General features: G+C 41.1%; 14 protein-coding genes. 13 read left to right on the top strand and 1 reads right to left on the bottom strand.

Annotated features, from left to right (window positions below):
• Positions 1-120 precede the first annotated feature (120 nt).
• The 6 genes from rnc (at position 121) to EQJ87_RS03205 (ending at position 9205) form a co-directional block, all read left to right on the top strand.
• Positions 121-816 (top strand): ribonuclease III, encoded by a 696-nt coding sequence (rnc, locus tag EQJ87_RS03230; RefSeq protein WP_130123310.1) that lies wholly within the window; start codon positions 121-123, stop codon positions 814-816.
• Positions 806-4330, top strand: coding sequence for a chromosome segregation protein SMC (gene smc / locus EQJ87_RS03225; RefSeq protein ID WP_130123309.1), 3525 nt, complete (start codon positions 806-808; stop codon positions 4328-4330). Before rnc ends, smc begins: the two co-directional genes overlap by 11 nt.
• A gap of 361 nt (positions 4331-4691) precedes the next feature.
• A complete protein-coding gene (locus tag EQJ87_RS03220) occupies positions 4692-6752 on the top strand; it encodes an LTA synthase family protein (RefSeq protein ID WP_370449777.1) in 2061 nt (686 codons plus the stop codon).
• Between the two features lie 124 nt (positions 6753-6876).
• On the top strand, positions 6877-7287 hold the full coding sequence (locus tag EQJ87_RS03215) for an EbsA family protein (protein ID WP_130123308.1): 411 nt from the start codon (positions 6877-6879) through the stop codon (positions 7285-7287).
• A gap of 53 nt (positions 7288-7340) precedes the next feature.
• Complete coding sequence (locus EQJ87_RS03210) at positions 7341-8456, top strand: YibE/F family protein (RefSeq protein ID WP_130123307.1); 1116 nt, start codon at positions 7341-7343, stop codon at positions 8454-8456.
• A complete protein-coding gene (locus tag EQJ87_RS03205; RefSeq protein ID WP_130123306.1) occupies positions 8453-9205 on the top strand; it encodes a YibE/F family protein in 753 nt (250 codons plus the stop codon). Before EQJ87_RS03210 ends, EQJ87_RS03205 begins: the two co-directional genes overlap by 4 nt.
• A gap of 106 nt (positions 9206-9311) precedes the next feature.
• Here EQJ87_RS03205 and EQJ87_RS03200 read toward each other — a convergent pair whose 3' ends face one another.
• Positions 9312-10640 carry an amino acid permease gene (locus EQJ87_RS03200; RefSeq protein ID WP_130123305.1) on the bottom strand — a complete coding sequence of 443 codons (1329 nt, stop codon included), beginning with the start codon at positions 10638-10640 and terminating at the stop codon, positions 9312-9314.
• Between the two features lie 390 nt (positions 10641-11030).
• Between EQJ87_RS03200 and EQJ87_RS03195 the strand changes: the two genes are divergently transcribed.
• From EQJ87_RS03195 to EQJ87_RS03165, 7 genes are all read left to right on the top strand, one after another.
• The gene (locus tag EQJ87_RS03195; protein ID WP_130123304.1) at positions 11031-11840 is read left to right on the top strand and encodes a Cof-type HAD-IIB family hydrolase; all 810 of its coding nucleotides are present in this window, start codon (positions 11031-11033) and stop codon (positions 11838-11840) included.
• A 24-nt stretch (positions 11841-11864) separates the two neighbouring features.
• The gene (locus EQJ87_RS03190) at positions 11865-12416 is read left to right on the top strand and encodes a VC0807 family protein (RefSeq protein WP_130123303.1); all 552 of its coding nucleotides are present in this window, start codon (positions 11865-11867) and stop codon (positions 12414-12416) included.
• A 29-nt stretch (positions 12417-12445) separates the two neighbouring features.
• A complete protein-coding gene (gene ftsY, locus EQJ87_RS03185) occupies positions 12446-13855 on the top strand; it encodes a signal recognition particle-docking protein FtsY (RefSeq protein ID WP_130123302.1) in 1410 nt (469 codons plus the stop codon).
• Between the two features lie 165 nt (positions 13856-14020).
• A complete protein-coding gene (locus EQJ87_RS03180) occupies positions 14021-14995 on the top strand; it encodes a ribose-phosphate diphosphokinase (RefSeq protein ID WP_130123301.1) in 975 nt (324 codons plus the stop codon).
• Between the two features lie 100 nt (positions 14996-15095).
• Positions 15096-15767 (top strand): helix-turn-helix domain-containing protein, encoded by a 672-nt coding sequence (locus EQJ87_RS03175; protein WP_130123300.1) that lies wholly within the window; start codon positions 15096-15098, stop codon positions 15765-15767.
• 55 nt (positions 15768-15822) lie between these two features.
• Positions 15823-18312, top strand: coding sequence for a leucine--tRNA ligase (leuS, locus tag EQJ87_RS03170; protein WP_130123299.1), 2490 nt, complete (start codon positions 15823-15825; stop codon positions 18310-18312).
• A gap of 117 nt (positions 18313-18429) precedes the next feature.
• The gene (locus EQJ87_RS03165; RefSeq protein ID WP_223804492.1) at positions 18430-19182 is read left to right on the top strand and encodes a MurR/RpiR family transcriptional regulator; all 753 of its coding nucleotides are present in this window, start codon (positions 18430-18432) and stop codon (positions 19180-19182) included.
• The last annotated feature ends 128 nt before the right edge of the window (positions 19183-19310 follow it).

Here is a 19310-nt window from a genome sequence, read left to right as displayed (position 1 = left end):
TTTGAAAAAGTCAAATATAGGCTGAAGCCCCACGAAAATACAGACAAAAGCAGAAATTTTTTGGTATAATTAAAAAGTAAAACTAAAAAATGATAGAAGTTTTAACTAAAGGAGGCTGCAATGCTCAAGCTTCAACAAAAATTAAAAAATGACTATGGTCTAGTCTTCAAAGATGAGGAACTGCTCAAAACGGCTTTTACTCATTCTTCTTTTACGAATGAAGAACGGCTCCCAAAGATCGCAAACAATGAACGTTTGGAATTTTTGGGAGACGTTGCCTTATCATTGGTTATTTCGGATTATCTTTATCGGACATATCCGGAAAAATTAGAGGGCGAATTGTCCAAGATGCGCTCAAGTATTGTGCGGACAGAATCGTTGGCGAATTTTTCACGGAGTTGCGGCTTTGGTGGATTTTTACGACTTGGACACGGTGAAGAAAAAACAGGTGGACGTAAACGTGAAACGACTTTGGAAAACCTTTTTGAAGCCTTTTTAGGTGCGCTTTTCATTGATCAAGGCATGGACGAAGTACGTAAATTTATTTATCGGGTGGTCATTCCACACGTCAAAGCCGATGATTATGTCAAAGTGATTGACTACAAAACAGAGCTTCAAGAAATTTTACAAGTCGGTGGTGAAACAACGATTACTTATAAAATCTTAGAAGAAGAGGGGCCGGCTCACGATCGTTCTTTTGTCGCTGCCGTTTTTAACAACGGAAAAGAACTTGGACGAGGCATTGGCAAATCTAAAAAAGTAGCGGAACAAAAAGCGGCAGAAAATGCAATAAAAGGGCAAAATCATGTATCTTAAAAAAATGAAAATTGTCGGTTTTAAATCCTTTGCGGACAAAACAAAGATTGAATTTGACCAAGGAATCACAGCGGTTGTTGGCCCTAATGGTTCGGGAAAATCCAATATTGTTGAGGCGTTACGCTGGGTTTTAGGCGAACAATCAGCCAAAGCATTGCGCGGAGGCAAGATGCCCGATGTTATTTTTGCTGGGACGGAAAAACGCCGTGCGCTCAATTATGCCGAGGTCATGGCCTATTTTGACAATTCTGATCAGTATCTCCAAGGTCAAGATGAGCAAGAAGAAGTTGTGGTCACAAGACGTTTGTATCGCAATGGCGATTCTGAATTTTTACTGAATGGTCGCAAATGTCGTCTGCGCGATATCCACGATCTATTTACTGATACTGGACTTGGACGTGACTCGTTATCTATTATTTCGCAAGGACGCATAGAGTCTGTCTTTAACTCTAAACCTGAAGAACGCCGCGCCATTTTTGAAGAAGCAGCTGGCGTTTTGAAATATAAAAATCGTCGCAATGAAACTCAGTCAAAATTGGCAGCAACCCAAGATAATTTGGATCGCCTTGAAGACATCATCTATGAGTTGAACGGACAGTTGGTTCCTTTGCAAGCGCAACGCAATGTGGCACTGCGTTTTCAAGAGCTAGAAGCGGAGCGTACAGAGCTTTCGTTGGCTGTTTTAGTTGGTCAATTGAAAGCCAAGAAAACAACTTACGAGCAAAGACAAACTGATTTGTCAGCAGTTTTGACAGACTTAGCAGGTCTGTCTGCGCGCAAAAAAACTTACGATGAAGAAATGGCGCTTTTGCGAGCAAAACGTCAAAAAGTCGAGCTTGAACAAGAAAAGTTACAAGCAGACCAACTTCATTTTTCAAACTTAAAAGCTGATTTGACACGGAAAATCGAGCTTTTTGATGTTCAAAAAGATTCGTCACAAAAATCAGCCCATGAACGTCAGGAACGCCTGCAAACTTTGACTGACAAGTTGAGCGAAAGCGAAAAAATGCTGACGGAAGTGCAAAATAAGTCAGAGAAATTACTGACGGAAAAAGTAGAGCTAGAGAAATCACTGACGGAATTGTCAAAAGATTTATCTGCGCTCTCAGAATCTCCAGAAACACTGATGGAACGCTTACGTGACGAATTTGTCCGGTTGGTTGAAGAAGAAGCCGAATTATCCAACGAGATTGTCCGAAACAAAGCTGAAATCAGCACTTTGTCGCGTCAGCAATCAGAGCAGGACGAATCCGCCCGCGAAAATTTGACCAAATTTGAAAAAATCAGCACAGAATTAGCACAGGCCAAAGAACAAATGAGTCTGATCAAAGCGGAAATTGCAGAACTTCTAGCTGATTTTGAGTCCAAAGGACAAGCCGAAAAAGCCCAAGCCACCCAAGAACGTATGGCGCAAGATGAGATGTACGATCGCTTGCAAGATTTAAATCAGTTCAAAGCTAAATTGACTTCTTTACAGAACATTCGTGAGAGTCATAGTAATCTCTTTGCTGGGGTGCGAGCGGTGATGCAGTCAGCAAGCCAAATTGGTGGAATTATCGGTGTAGTTGCCGATTTGCTGACATTTGATCATCAGTACACGACAGCGATTGACATTGCTCTCGGCGGCGGAAGTCAAAATATTATTACCGAAGACGAAAATGCGGCCAAAAGAGCCATTGCTTTCTTGCGCGAAAAACGCTTAGGTCGGGCAACTTTTTTGCCTTTGACCACAATCAAAGCACGAGAATTTAGTGGCTTAGCTCGAATTCAACAAATGACAGGCTTCATTGATTTGGCCATCAATTTAGTTAATTTTGAACCTCGTCTAAAAAAAGCACTCAGTTCACTATTGGGAACAACGGTAATTGTTGATACGGCTGAAAATGCGACTGCGATTGCGCGTGCGATGAACTATTCTGTTCGCATTGTGACCTTGGACGGGACACAAATTAACCCAGGCGGTTCTTATGCAGGTGGTGCTGGTAAACGAAATTCGACTACATTTACTTCTAGCGAAATCGATGCCCTCGAAAAACAAATTTTGACAGCAGAAAATCAGTTAAAAACTGCTGAAAAAGCCGTGCAAAAAGCACAAAGTGCGCGAAATGACTTACTTGAAAACATTGCAAGCTTAAAAACACAAGGTGAAGAAAAACGCTTTGCCGAACAGTCACTTGCTTTAAAAATCGAACAACTCAGTGAACAAAAAGCAGCATTAGAAAAACTGACAGATTTGACCGTGAGCCAAGATGCAGCAAGCCACCTGTTGGCATTGACGAAGCAAAATGAAAGTAAAACACAAAAGCTTGATCAAATTGCCAAACGCAAATTAGCCATTGAGCAAGAACTCGAAGAAGTCAAGGTCAATGCGCAAGCCTACAAAAATCTGCAAAGCGAAAAAAATCAAGCCTATACCAGCAAACAATTACGCCAATCAGAAATTCTTAGCGAATTAAAATTCAACAAAGCCGATGAAAAGCGTTTGTTAGCTGATCTGGCAGGATTAAAAACAGAAAAAGAGCAACTGAATGCGCTTTTGAATCCCATTACTTTTGATGAAAATGAGCGCAACGAATTTGCCACCCAGTTGGTTGATGTGGAAGAGCGACTCAGTCAAATCAATGTGCGCATGGTCAGTTTGAAATTTGAGCGCGAAGATCTGAGCGCACAATTGGAAGATTGGGAGCAACACAACCAAGACTTTATCCAAAAAAATCAAGAACTCAACACTCAAAAAACACGTTATGAACTGCAAATCGAACAGCTTGAACAAGAGTTGATAAACTTGCAAGAACAACTCAACAGTGAACATCAGATAAGCTTCAAAGCTGCCCAAGAAAAGGCAGAAGACCTCGAAGATTTGGCGAGCGGTGAACAAAAACTCAAAAATTTGGAACGACAAATTCGAGCGCTTGGCCCAATCAATCTGGATGCCATTGTTCAATACGATGAAGTCAACGAACGCTTCCTTTTCTTGTCAGGTCAAAAAGAAGACTTGTTGGAAGCCAAAGCACTCCTTTTAAGCACCATTGAAGACATGAATGAAGAAGTTGCGATTCGATTCAAAGCTAGTTTTGAAGCTATTCGTGAAAGCTTTAAAACCACTTTTTCTCAAATGTTCACTGGCGGTCAAGCCGATTTGGAACTGACCTCAACAAATCTTTTAGAAGCAGGCGTCGAAATCAAAGTTCAGCCACCTGGAAAAAAATTGTCCAGCCTAAACCTGATGTCGGGAGGCGAAAAAGCCTTGACCGCATTAGCTTTGATTTTTGCAATTTTACGCGTGCGAACAGTTCCTTTTGTCGTGCTTGATGAAGTGGAAGCTGCCCTTGACGAAGCCAACGTCAAACGTTTTGGTGATTATATGAATCACTTTGATAACAGTAATCAATTCATTGTGGTCACACATCGTCGAGGAACAATGGCAGCAGCTGGTGCCATGTATGGTGTAACGATGGCGGATGCGGGAATTTCCAAAATTATTTCTGTCAAACTTGATCAGGATAAAAAGTAACTTTAAGATAGTTTTAAAATACATATGTTATACTGAAACCTGAGTTTTTGCGGGCAGAGGCCTAAAAGGCAACCGGTAAATTAGTTGCCTTAATTACTGAAATATCGTATAATTTAAGCAATCTAAACGTGATTAAACTCCAGTTCATTAGGACATGAAAAATTAAATTAGGCGCTTTTGCGCCTCCATTAGTACCGACTGTACTGATGCACTGAATGCAGTTTTTGTTTAAAAGAGCTTTACTTTTTTGAACAAAGGCGACTATATTTTTGAGGTTAAAAAATTGAAAAAATTACGATCTGCTTTCAACACTCGTGTTGGTTTGCTTAGTATTATTGTATTCTTTGTCTGGGCGAAATCAATGGTAGCCTATTTTGGAGTATTTAATCTCCGTGGCGTTGGTCCAGCAGAATTTTTGTTGATGTTTATCAATCCTATTGGTTTTACAGCAACTTGTTTTGCAATTCTTTTATTTATTAGAAGAACTTCGCTTTTCTATTTAGCGACCTTAGTTTTGAGTATTGCTGCTACTTTCTTGCTTTACCTCAATGTTCTCTATTATCGCGAATTTACTGACTTTATCACGATTGATACCATGACCGGTGGAGCTGGAATGTTCCAACACGGTTTTGATTTTGGCTCGGTACCTGTTCATTTAATGGACTGGATTTACTGGATTGATCTTATTGTGATTATTGTCTTGATTGTTGCTAAAAAAATCAAATTTGATCAACGACCAGTAGGAGCTAAAAGAGCTTTTACCTTCGTTTCAATGGGTCTTGCACTTTTTGGTTTGAACTTCTGGTTTGGTGACTTTAACAAAAATCAATTGATTTTGCGTCGTGCGCAATCAGATAAAACTTACATTGTCCGTTATTTGGGCTTAGGTCCGTGGATGTTGACAGACGGTTATTACACTCATCTTGCTAATTCACAGCGTAAAGATGCCAGCAAAGATAATTTAGAAGAAATCCAGAAATACATTGCGGACAATCGTTATCTCGCACCAAATGCGAAGATGTTTGGTATTGCTAAAAACCGCAATGTTATCGAGATTCACTTGGAATCCTTCCAACAAGATTTGATTGATTTGTCAATCAAAGGAACAGATGGCAAAGAACACGTGGTGACACCGTTCTTGAACTCTCTTTATCACTCCAATTCAGTTTATTCATTCAGCAATTTCTTCAACCAAGTCGGGCAAGGTAAAACATCTGATGCGGAAAACTTGTTAGAAAATTCAACTTTCGGTCTCCCAGCTGGTTCACTTTTTGCAAAATATGGCTCGACGCAAACTTTCCAAGCCATGCCAGCTATTTTGAATCAAACAGAAGGTTACAGCTCAGCCGTGGTTCACGGGAATGTTGGTGCTTTCTACAATCGTCTGAATACTTACAAACAGATGGGTTATCAAAATTTCTTTGACCAATCTTTCTTTGATAGTTCTGCTTCAAATATGAGTCCTTGGGGAATCAAAGATAAATTACTTTTCCGTGATTCTGTGCCGCTCCTTGAGCAAATGCAACAACCGTTCTATATGAAATATCTGACGGTAACCAACCATTTGACTTATACGATGGATGAAGAAGACAAAGATCCTAACTTTGCAACGGTAGATTCAGGAAATAAATTGGTGGACGGTTACTTTGAAACGGCTCATTATCTGGATCAAGCAGTGGAACAATTCTTTGCTTATTTGAAAAAATCTGGACTTTATGAGAAGTCAATTATCGTCTTGTATGGTGACCACTATGGTGTTTCTGGCTCTGACTTGAAAGCCTTGGCTCCTTATATTGGTTATACTGCCGATGATTTTAATAGTTTCGATAATACGATGTTGCAACGGACACCATTTATGGTTGATATTCCTGGACATACTGATGGTCATATCATTGACACTTATGTTGGGCAAGTGGATGTGATGCCAACGCTTGAGCATTTGTTAGGAATTGATTCTAAAAAATATGTGCAGTTTGGACAAGATATGTTTGCTTCTGGGCGTCAAGATTATGTGGCGCTGCGCAATGGTGGGTTTGTGACGCCAACGATTACTTTGCCAAGTTTGAATAGCCGTTACTATTACGACACACAGACAGGCCTAGCAATTGAGAAATTAACTCCTGAACAAGAAGCCTATGTCAAGGCAACAAAAGAAAAAGTGGCTCAGTTACTTAAAGCTTCGGATACGCTTAATAATCAAAACTTATTGAGATTCTACACGCCTGATGGCTTCAAACCAGTCAATGCAAAAGATTATAATTACACAGAAAAAGCAACTGAGAAACGCCTTGCAAAAGAGAACAAAGATTTGGCCGCAAGATCAACGAGTCTGATCAGTCAAAATCAGGGAACAAGCAGTTTGTCAGACTATACGACAGATATTCCTCAAGTTCAAAAAGGTCAGGATAAGCTTAAAAAATAACATAAATTACTAAAACTTGCGTGTTATTTGTAGGTACTAAAAAATAGACGGTCAAAGCTAAGCAAGCGCTAGAAGTACTGGCTTAGCTTGTCTATCATTAAAATTATATGTAAGAGAGGAATCAATGAAAACAGGATATTTTCTTCCAGTTTCACTCAATCATCGCTTGGCTTGGCTCTGGTCAATTATTATTTTAAGCTTTGAGCGAATCATTTTTTATGAGTTGGATAAGCAAGGGAACTGGTTTTTGACGAGTTTAGCTATTCTTTCATATTTGGCCTTTGTGGTTTTGATTTGGCCTCATCGATTTTTCATTGCTGATGGGCAGCTACATTTCACAACTTTTCCACGGGTGAAAATGAAAAGTATTGATTTGAAATATATCACGGCGGTGAGAACGACCAAATCGGGATTTGAATTTAGTTATGCTGGGAAACGTTATCAATTTTTGACCTTTGGAAATTCCAAACGTGTTTTAGCGGGTTTGAATGATGCAACCACTGAGCGTCAAGAAGGGGTTGAAGCAAAAGTCTAAAAAAGACGACAGTTTTGTCGTCTTTTATTTTTGGCTTATACTAAGGAAAACTTATGACTTTAAAATTTATCTTTAAAAAAATGCTTTTACCAATCGTTATTGCGGTGGTTGCCTTTTTTCTGGTCAATCATGATAGCTTTTTATATCAAGCACCTGTGGGGAAAATCACGGTGGCAAAAACGATAAGTTCGCAAGAAGTGAGCGATGATTTTCAAAATAAAGATCGGCAAATCACACAGAATTTGACAGTGAAGCTACTCAATGGAAAAATCAATGGTCAGAGTCAATTGCGCTTGAAAAATACGGTGACTTTGTCGCAGACTACGGGACAGCTTTATCGTGTGGGTCAACGGATTATTCTTAAAAAAGTATCAGGGGTTTATCAAATTGTGACTCTAAAAAGAGATGCTTTGATTGTGGCGCTTTTGGTTTTATTTGTTGGATTTTTGTTGAGTTTTCAACGTTTACGAGCTTCGATTTTCTTGCTCTTGTCATTGGCACTTAATTTACTTTATTTTGCTTTGGTGATTGGTTTTAATGTTGCCTTTAATCCACCTGTATTGTTGCTTTTTGGGCTGCTTGCGGCTTTGTTTGCCGCTTCGTCGCTTGTGTTTGTTTTAGGCTTTACGCGGCAAATGTTTTATACTTTTGTGACAACGGCTTTAACGACTTTGTTGACTTTTGTTCTGGTATTCTTGGTCTTACATTGGACGGGAAATCGCGGGGTGCATTTTGAATACTTGGAATACGTGACGCAAAATCCATCTGAATTTTTCTTTGTGGGAACGATGATTTCGGTCTTAGGGGCGATTATGGATGGAACGGGCGACATTGTGGCGGGGCTATTTGGTTTGGCGCGCCAAAATGTGCTCAATGAAATCAATATGACACAGAAGGATTATTTTAAATCAGGAATTTCGATCGGACAAGAAATCATCGGAACATTGACCAATGTTTTATTCATGATATTTATGGCCGAGGCGCTGCCAATGACGCTCCTTTTGCTACGCAATGGAAATACTTGGGGCTATATTGCGACAGTGGGGTTAAATTTGGGGCTTTTGCAAACGGTGATTTCGGCGATTGGGATTGTGCTTGCGGTGCCAATTACGGCTTTCGTGACGAGTTGGGGATTGAAGCATTCACATAAAAAGGAGCTGATTTTATGAATACCTTATTGCTTTTGCTCTTGTTTCTGGTGGTTTTGATGCTTTTGGTGGCGCGAAAGGATGGCTTGCGCAATTTGACCGGCTTGTTTTTGAACTTTGGTGCAATCTTTGTGCTGATTACGATGATTTCTTGGGGATTTAATGCGCTTTTATTGCTACCTATTTTTTCGGTGATTATTTTAGCGATTGCGATTTTTATGTCTGCTGATGAGAGTGAGGTGACCTTGATTGCTTTTAAAACGAGTATTATTGTGGTGCTTGTTTTGACACTTTTAGCTTTCTTTGTGCAGGCTATCGGGCAATTTCAAGGTTTTGCACCTGAGGATGTTGATGAGTTGGAAAATCTTTCGCTCACGGTTGGGATGAATTTTTCTAACGTGGCGATAGTGGTCATGGTCATTTCGATGTTGGGTGCGGTTGCTGAGTCAGCGATGGCTTTGACGGCGAGCTTGTCTGAGGTAGTGGAGCAAGATGAGGCGATGACGCTTGCTCAGTTTAAAAATCAGCGGCAAATCATTTCTCAACAAATCTTGGGAACAGCGGTGAACACGCTATTTTTTGGTGTTTTGGGAGCAACGGTGGGCTTATTGCTTTGGTTTGTGCGTCTGAACTACCGCTGGGCTGATATTTTAAATTCTAAATTGCTGATGGCGCAAGTTGCGGCAATGATGTTGGGAATGTTAGGGATTCTCTTTTCCATTTGGTTAGCAGGATATTTTGTGCAGGTCAATTTTGAAAAGAAAAAGTGAGAGAAAATACTGACGTAAATAAAAACGCTCGCGTCAGCACAGAGAAAATGCTGACGTAAATGAACAACTAAAAAAACAAGTCTGAGAAGAATCAGACTTGTTTTTTTTAATGTGCTTTTTTGTTTTTCTGATATGAGAAATAAATCAGAGCATACAAGATTGCTGTGAAAATGGTAACCCCAATTGGATTAGTCAAAAGAATACCGATAAAAATTAGGAAGAGGGCGGTGAGAGCAGTTCCACTGACGAGGCGTTCAGACCAGATTTTTTGCCGATAAGCCAGAAGAAAACCAGCAGCACTGATTAAAGCCCAGATTAAAAGGACAGTGTAAGAGAGTGAACCAGCCAGATAATTAAAGAGACGGTCACCCAAGAAGTAAGTGAGTACAACACCGATATACAAGGTTCCTGAGCAAAAAATGACAGCGCGTTGGGGAACTTGGTGTTTGTTTAATTGGGCAATGCGTTGTGAGATTTTACCTTGACGTTGTTTCAAACGGAAGAATAAAAGTCGAGAAGAAGCATAAATCCCTGAGTTGATTGAAGAAAAGAGGGCTAAGATAATAATAAAATTGACAATATCAGCCGCAAAAGGCAAGTGAATTTTGTTGAAAACCATGACAAATGGGCTGCTTGTTGAAGCTGCCAAAGTTTGCCATTTGTAAATCAAAAGCAGTAGAAACATTGGAATGATATAGAAAGAAACGATTCGACCAATGACCCCGCGGATTGCTCGGGGAATTGCTTTTTTAGGGTTTTCTGTTTCGCTCACGGTAATGGCGATTAACTCAGAGCCGCCGTAAGAGTAGATGACGATTAAAAGAGAGTTCATTACGCCTTTGATGCCGTGGGGTGCAAATCCGCCATCCCCTGTCATATTGTGAAATGCGTGCGCCAGATTGGTTTGGAAAATCATTTGCCCGACGAGGAAAATTCCAAAGATAATAAGCAAGATAATGACACTAATCTTTGCAAATGATAGCCAATACTCTGTTTCTGCAAATAAAGTGACTGAGCAGAGATTGATAACGGATGTCAAAAGTGCAATAATTAACACAAAAATCCAAGTGGGTACTTGAGCAAACCAAAGTTGCAAAAAGCTAGCAGCTGCGACGGCTTCAGCGATGATATTAATCATCCACATGGACCAATAGACCCAGTCGGTAAAATCGGCAGCGTGAGCGCCCAAATAAGGTTGCACCAAACCTGATAAACCGTGTGGATTTTCAGTTTTGAGTACTAATTTTTCTAGACTTTTCATAACGAAGAAAAGGACGATCCCTCCGATGAAATAAGAGATTAAGACCGCAGGGCCGGCTAAATTGATTGCTGAGGCGCTCCCTTTAAACAGACCTGCGCCGATTGCGCCTCCCAACGCAATCATGGTGATATGACGTGCTGTCATTCTTTTCTTTAATGCTTGATTTTGTTCCATAAATAATTCCTTTCTTATAATAAAACCTTTTGTTTTAGCTGAAACTTATCGTTTTCTTAGTAATTTTTATTCCTTTCAATTTTCTCATAAAAAAAACATTAAAAAAAGACGTCCGAGGACGTCTTCTCGTCCTCCAAATGACCAACGCCAAAGAGGACTCACACTTTTAGCGAAATGCTAGTGTGAGCCCTCCTTCAACAACAAGTAAAATGAATGTTGTAAGTTGAACATTTTCAGACCTCTGTATTTTAATTACTACCAGTGTAGCGAAAAAAAATAAAATTGTCAATGATTTTCTGAAAACAGCGTGAAAGCGACCAAAATTTCACTTGAAAATGAAGAAGATGATGAAAAAATAATAAGGCAGCCAGAGTGTGATATAATAGCTGTATGACTACTGAAATTAAACTCATTGCACTTGATTTGGACGGAACTTTGCTCAACTCATCTAAAGAAATTTCGTCGGAAAATTTGGCAGCGATTGAAGCGGCGCGCCAAAAAAACGTTCACGTTGTTTTGACAACAGGACGACCTTTGATTGCTATTCAACCTTATCTCAAAAAGTTGGAAATGCTTGATTTTGAAGACTTTAGCGTGACTTTCAATGGGGGTTTGGTGCAAAGAAATACGGGTCAAATTTTATCGAAAAAAAGTTTTTCTTATGCTGAAATTGAAGAGATTAAACGTTTGACGACGGAGCTTGGCATTCCTTGCGATATTTTGAGCGAGGAAAAAGTTTTTATGACCCAAAGCCAAACAGTTTCAGAATACGATCAGCTCAATAAATTATTGACTTTTATCAGAATGGATTTTGCAGAAGTTCCAAGAGAAGTGGTGTACAATAAGATTGTCTCTTGTACGGAAAAAAGCTTGCTGGACAGCCGTTTGAGCGAGATTGCACCGGCTTATTTTGAGCGGTTTGAAATCTTTAAAACGCAAGCCAAACTGCTGGAATTTATGCCCAAAGGTATCAATAAGGCTTACGGTTTGACACAATTGATTCAACAACTTGATTTACAACCAGAAAATGTCATGGCGATGGGTGATGAAGCGAATGATTTATCCATGATTTCTTGGGCGGGTTACGGTGTTGCGATGGGCAATGCGGTGGCGCAAGTTAAAGAAGAAGCGCGGATCATTTCTAATTTGACCAACGACCAAAACGCGGTGGCGGATGTGATTGCGCGATATGTTCTCTAAAAAATACTAACTGAAGGGATTTTTATGGAGAAATTACATTTGAAAAAATATTTGCCCAGTCTAATTTTTGCGATTATTTTGCCCGTTTTTGCCTACCTACTTTTGAAAGTTGGAGGCAGCTCGGACACGCTCGCCTTGGGCATTGCTACGGCTTTTCCTGTGTTGCACATGATTTGGGATTTGGTAACGAAAAAAACGCTCAATCCGGTTTCTTTGGTGGCAATTATTGGTTTTCTTATCTCACTTTTGACCGTCTATCTGACACATGGTAACAACTTGGCTTTCAAACTTTGGCATCCTTTGCTGACTGGGGCGATTGGACTGATTTTTCTAAGTTCAGTCGTGGTGAATAAACCCCTTTTGGAGCTGGCAAGTGAAGGCAAAGAAAGTCATTCAAAAATGCTGATTTTGACTGTATTTATGGGAACAATTTTTGCTTTACACGCATTGACGGTGATTTTGCTGGCCTTCTTATTGCCGACCACGGCATTCGTCATTTTCTCAAAAATAGTTGATTTCACCGCCGTGGGCTTACTGCTGTTAGGTCTAGCCTTTTTAAGAAAAAAATTAAACTAATTATCAAAAATAGATTCAAGGAGAAAAAAATGGGACTTTTTGACCGTTTATTTGGAAAGAAAAAACAAGCCGAAAACACTGACGAGCCTAGCAAATTCAGAGAAAATGCTGACGTAAATTCCCCTGTCAGCCCAGAAACTCAAGACAGCCAAGCGCTCACAGTAACGGAACCTACGGAGATTTCGGAGCTCAATCCCAATCATGTCCAAAATGCTGACGAAACGCATGAAGAGAGAGAAAATGCTGACGCAATTGCTCCTGTCAGCCCCGAAGAGGAAGCGACTCCACCGCTCATGGAAACTTCACCTACGGAGCTTTCGGAACTCAATCCCAATCGTGTCCAAAACACTGACGAAAGTGAAAAAGTCAGAGAAAATGCTGACGTCATTGAGGAAGCTAGAAAAAATGCTGACGTAACTCTCGCCACTTCCACGGCAGCACCTACTGAAGCTGACGAAGAAGAAATCGTCATTGACATTGATGCCTTGGCGAATATTTTCACGCAATCTCGCGAAGAAACTGAGAAAAAGTATGAGCAATCATTGACACTGACCCGTAAAACATTTGCTGACGGCTTCAATGAGCTGTTTGCCAACTTCCGCACGGTCGATGAAGAATTTTTTGAAGAGCTTGAAGAAACCTTGATTATGTCTGACGTCGGCGTAGATTTGGCGATGGAAATCACCGAAGAGCTCCGCAAAGAAGCCAAATTGGTTAATGCCAAATCAACCGATGATTTACGTCAGCTCATTATCGAAAAAATTGTGGACAAATTTGACGGCGATAAACTGCCTTCAACTTTGGAAATTCAAGAAAATGACCTCAGCATCCTGCTTTTTGTCGGGGTCAATGGGGTCGGAAAAACTACAACGATCGGTAAGCTCGCCGCACGCTACAAAAATGAAGGAAAAAAAGTCCTGCTGGCTGCTGCCGACACTTTCCGTGCGGGCGCCATTGACCAGCTGGTTGAATGGGGCAATCGCTCAAATGTTGAAGTCGTGACCAAGCCTGCGGGTTCAGACCCAGCTGCAGTTGTTTTTGATGCAGTCGCCAAAGCCAAAGCGGAACATTATGACATTTTATTGGTAGATACGGCCGGTCGTCTGCAAAATAAAGACAATCTGATGAAAGAGCTCGAAAAAATCGGTAAAGTTATCAAGCGCGAAGTTCCTGATGCTCCCCACGAAACGATTTTGGCGCTGGACGCAACAACTGGCCAAAACGCCATTCAGCAGGCCAAAGAATTTTCAGCCGTGACTCCAATCACCGGCATTGCCCTGACCAAACTTGACGGCTCAGCCAAAGGAGGAATCGTCCTCTCAATTGTCCAAAGCCTTAAAATTCCAGTCAAACTCATTGGCTTGGGTGAAAAAATCAATGATTTACAAGATTTTGACGAAGAATTTTTCGTTCGTGGCCTCTTTAAAGAATTGCTATAACAAGTGTAATACAAATCCTAGTCATTTTGGCTAGGATTTTTCAGATGTCAACGTTTCCAAAAAAATAAAGCCAACGAGGGTTTGAAAAAATCAGGAATTTAAGGTAAAATAGGGGTACATAAAATTGAACCCCTATGTCCTGTAGGAATTAAAGAAAGGCTCTTCATGTCGTATTCAAATTTGAAGTTGTTTTCGCTCTCTTCTAACCACGATTTAGCCCAAAAGGTAGCTAAAGAAATTGGAATTGAGCTTGGTAAAGTAAGTGTTGGCGCTCACTCAGACGGCGAAACTGTTGTTCACATTGATGAATCAGTTCGTGGTGACCATGTGTTCATCCTCCAATCAACAAGTGACCCCGTTAATGATAACTTGATGGAGCTTTTGATCATGATGGATGCTTTGCGCCGTGCCTCTGCTGCATCAATTAACATTGTCTTGCCCTATTACGGTTATGCCAGACAAGACCGTAAAGCTCGCGCACGTGAGCCAATCACGTCAAAACTCGTAGCCAATATGCTTCAAATCGCTGGTGCCGATCGTTTGATTACATTTGACCTCCACGCGCCACAGATTCAAGGTTTCTTCAACATTCCTGTTGACCATTTGCTTGGTTCACCATTGATTGCTGAATATTTCCGTCGTCAGTTGGTTTCAGCTGGTGATGATATTGTTGTTGTCTCTCCTGACCACGGTGGTGTTGGACGCGCACGTAAATTGGCGAACTTCTTGAAAGCACCACTTGCCATCATTGACAAACGTCGCCCTCGTGCCAACGTTGCCGAAATTATGAATATCATCGGAGATGTTCAAGGTAAAAAATGTATCTTGATTGATGACATGATTGATACCGCAGGAACAATCACGCTTGCAGCCAACGCCCTCAAAGAATTAGGGGCCACAGAAGTTTATGCTTCATGTACCCACGCCGTTCTTTCAGGGCCAGCTATTGAGCGAATCAATAATTCTGCAATTACAAAATTGGTTGTTTTGGATACGATTGAAATGCCAGAAGAACGTTACAGCGAAAAAATTGTAAAACTTTCAATTGCCCACTTGCTTGCTGACGCCATTGTCCGCATTCATGAAAATCGTCCTTTATCACCACTTTATGAATTGCACCTTCCTTCAGAACAAATTTAAAAACTGACCGCTGTTTTACCCCATGAACGGTTTGGAGTTGTCATTGTCGTGTAAAATAGTGCTTCAGATTTCAAGCGACCCAGGGTCGCTTTTTTGAAAAATGGAACTAGAGAAAATTAGAAAAATTTATGAAAATGTCCCTTTCGAATCGCTGACGCAGCGGGAGAAAATGCTGACGGATTTACTTTTTACTGACCGAGCGCTTAACACGGAGCAGTTGCCCAATGGACGCTATCGCATTTTGCAGTTTTCAGGAAATAATTTTGCGGAATTAGAAAATACCTTGAAATTACTGCTGCCAGATTTTGTGCGGAGCAATCTCGATCAGCAAACCGTCATTGAAAGCTTTTCAGCAGAAAGTCCAACCAAATCAGAGTTGTTTGACATTTTTCAGACCCTTGCTCAAGACATGGGCGAGCCAGTCGTTGCTTACATAGGACGTTTTGTGGACAAAAATCAATTGGCCCAAAACTATGCAGAAGAAGTCAAAATTTTTGAACGACAGCAGACGTTCAGTGAGTACATTCTTTCAGAAAGTTTGCAGCTTACAAAACATACAATTTTGCAAGAGATTCGTAAAAAATTATTGGAAAATCCAGACGATCAAAAATTAGTCAAAGCCCTCTATGCGACAAATGGCAATCAGTCTCAAGCAGCGAAAAATCTCTATGTTCATCGAAATACCTTAATCAATAAAATTAAAAAATATGAGCAGAAATATGGCCTGCAACTAATCGGGAGCGATTTAGTGCTTGCATATAATCTATTATAAAGTCACACGAAAGGAACGAGCAGAGTGCTTTTAAAGCAGACGGCTCATCTCAATTATGGAATACAATCACCAAGAAATAGAAGCCAAATGGCAAAAATTCTGGGCAGAAAATCAAACTTTCCGCACAGGAACTGATAAAAACAAACCTAAATTTTATGCACTGGATATGTTCCCCTACCCTTCTGGGGCTGGGCTGCACGTTGGTCACCCTGAAGGTTACACGGCCACTGATATTCTTAGTCGTTACAAACGTGCGAAAGGCTATAATGTCTTGCACCCAATGGGCTGGGACGCTTTTGGCTTGCCTGCGGAGCAATATGCCATGGACACAGGAAATGACCCTGCTGAATTTACCGCAGAAAATATTGCCAACTTCAAACGCCAAATCAACAGCTTAGGTTTTAGTTATGACTGGGATCGTGAAGTTAATACAACCGACCCGAACTTCTACAAATGGACACAATGGATTTTTACTAAACTTTATGAAAAAGGTTTAGCTTATGAGGCCAAAGTCGCTGTAAACTGGGTGGAAGAGCTGGGTACAGCCATTGCCAATGAAGAAGTCTTACCAGATGGCACCTCAGAACGCGGAGGCTATCCGGTTGTCCGCAAGCCAATGCGCCAATGGATGTTGAAAATCACAGCCTATGCAGAACGCTTGCTTGAAGACCTCGAAGAAGTCGACTGGCCAGAATCTATCAAGGAAATGCAACGCAACTGGATTGGTAAATCAGTCGGTGCGGACGTTACCTTTACCGTAGATGGTACAGATGAAGCATTTGAAGTCTTCACGACACGACCAGATACATTGTTTGGGGCGACTTATGCCGTACTTGCACCAGAGCACGCTTTGGTGGACAGCATCACTACACCAGAACAAGCTGCTGCTGTAGCTGAATACAAACATCAAGCTAGCCTCAAATCTGACTTGGCAAGAACTGACCTTGCCAAAGAAAAAACAGGCGTTTGGACAGGTTCTTACGCAATCAATCCAGTCAATGGCAAAAAAATGCCAATCTGGATTTCAGACTATGTCCTTGCGACATATGGACACGGAGCCATTATGGCAGTGCCTGCTCATGACGATCGCGACTGGGAATTTGCCAAAGTCTTTGGGCTGGAAATTATTCCTGTCCTTGAAGGTGGAAATGTCGAAGAAGCGGCCTACACTGAGGACGGCTTGCACATTAACTCTGACTTCTTGAACGGTTTGGATAAAGCGACGGCCATTGAGAAAATCGTTGCCTTCCTTGAAGAAAAAGAAATTGGGAAGAAAAAAGTTACTTACCGTCTGCGTGACTGGCTCTTTAGCCGTCAACGTTATTGGGGTGAACCAATCCCAATCATACATTGGGAAGATGGTACGTCAACGGTTGTCCCTGAAAATGAATTGCCACTGGTCTTGCCTGTAACTTCTGATATCAAACCTTCTGGTACTGGTGAGTCTCCATTGGCTAATTTGACCGACTGGTTGGAAGTGACGCGTGAAGATGGCGTTAAAGGTCGTCGTGAAACGAACACCATGCCACAATGGGCAGGGTCTTCTTGGTATTACTTGCGTTACATCGATCCACACAATAGCGAAGCATTGGCTGATCCAGAACTTCTTAAAGAATGGTTGCCAGTCGATATTTATGTTGGTGGTGCAGAGCACGCAGTGCTTCACTTACTCTATGCCCGCTTCTGGCACAAAGTGCTTTATGATTTAGGGGTTGTTCCAACTAAAGAGCCTTTCCAAAAACTCTTTAACCAAGGCATGATTTTGGGAACTTCTTATCGTGATGGGCGCGGAGCGCTGGTTGCGACTGATAAAGTCGAAAAACGCGACGGCGGATTTTTCCACATGGAAACAGGCGAAGCATTGGAACAAGCACCGGCTAAAATGTCTAAATCTCTGAAAAATGTAGTCAACCCTGACGACGTCGTTGAGCGCTACGGTGCTGACACGCTACGAGTTTATGAAATGTTCATGGGGCCACTCGATGCAAGTATTCCTTGGTCGGAAGAAGGTCTCGAAGGGGCACGCAAATTCCTTGACCGTGTCGTGCGCATGATTGAAAACTCTGAGATCACTGCTGATAATTCAGGCGAATTGGACAAGGTTTACAATGAAACTGTCAAAAATGTGACGGAGCGTTTGGATCATATGTACTTCAACACAGCGATTTCACAGCTCATGATTTTTGTAAACAGTGCGAACAAAGCCAAAACATTGCCACAAAAGTACGCACAAGGCTTTGTACAACTTTTGGCACCATTTGCACCACACATCGCCGAAGAACTCTGGGTCAAATTGGGCAATGAATCAGGAATTTCTTACGTGGCTTGGCCAACTTATGACGAAAGCAAATTGGTTGAAGCAGAAGTCGAAATCGTTGTTCAAATCAACGGCAAACTCAAAGCCAAAATCAAAATCGCTAAAGATTTGTCTCGTGACGAATTGAGCAAAATCGGTCAAGAAGCCGTGGCACAAGCGCTCGAAGGCAAAAATATTGTCAAAGTCATCGCTGTTCCTAATAAATTGGTTAATATTGTAATCAAATAATTTGGGGGCAAATCACCTCAAGAAATAAGCTGGCTGACGAATTGTCAGTGAGCTTATTTTTTTACTGACGTATTTCATCAGATGAGAAAATAAAGGCGTCAGCAATTAAGGAAAGGAATGATCAGCAAAATGATTAGTTTTTCACCAGAGGGCGTCCGAAAATTAAATGAATTAGAAAGTTCAGCTTTTAATTTTATCTTGGCCAACTTGACAGCTGTTGAAGAAATGTCAATCCGACAACTCGGTGAGGCTGTCCATGTTTCGACGGCGACAGTCATGCGTATGACCAGAAAACTGGGTTTTGATGGTTGGGTAGAGTTGAAATATTACCTTAAAAATCAAAAACAAGTGGACGAAATTCCTGTCAATTATTATGAAAACTTGCTCCAATTGGATATGTTTTTGCGTAAAATCACATCAAAAACAGCGGCAATCAAGTTGGAAGAAGCTGTAAGCTTGATTAAGGCAGCTCGCTATATTTTGTTTATCGGAGTGGGTTCCTCGGGCGCTCTAGCCGAATATGGGGCGCGCTACTTCACTAATATTGGTTTGGAATCTTATGCTATTTCTGACCCTTATCAGGCAGTCAAAGGCAAGGGCGCGCCTGATGTTTTGAGTATCGTCCTGTCGGCTTCTGGTGAAACCGATAAAATTATTGAGCGTGTTGTCAAGTTACGCGAAGAGCCATCGGCAAAGATTATTTCAATCACCAATCACGCTGAAACGACACTGGCAAAACTCTCAAATGTCAATCTGAATTACGGTTTTCAGACCGAATATTCGGCTTATGATCCACTCGAAAATCTAACATCGCAGTTACCAGTTGTTGCTTTTATTGAAATTTTGGCTCACCAAGCGAGTGAAAAATGAGTGATTTGTAACCATTCATGAAACCTGTGACAGAAACCATAAAACCGCTTGCATAATTTTTTGCAAGCGGTATTATTATAGTGTAAGTTATTTTTATGTGAAGAAATCATGAGATTTCTCACTCATTT

This window comes from Lactococcus sp. S-13, from assembly GCF_004210295.1.
Lineage (GTDB): Bacteria > Bacillota > Bacilli > Lactobacillales > Streptococcaceae > Lactococcus.
This window is presented reverse-complemented; position numbering and strand designations above follow the sequence as displayed.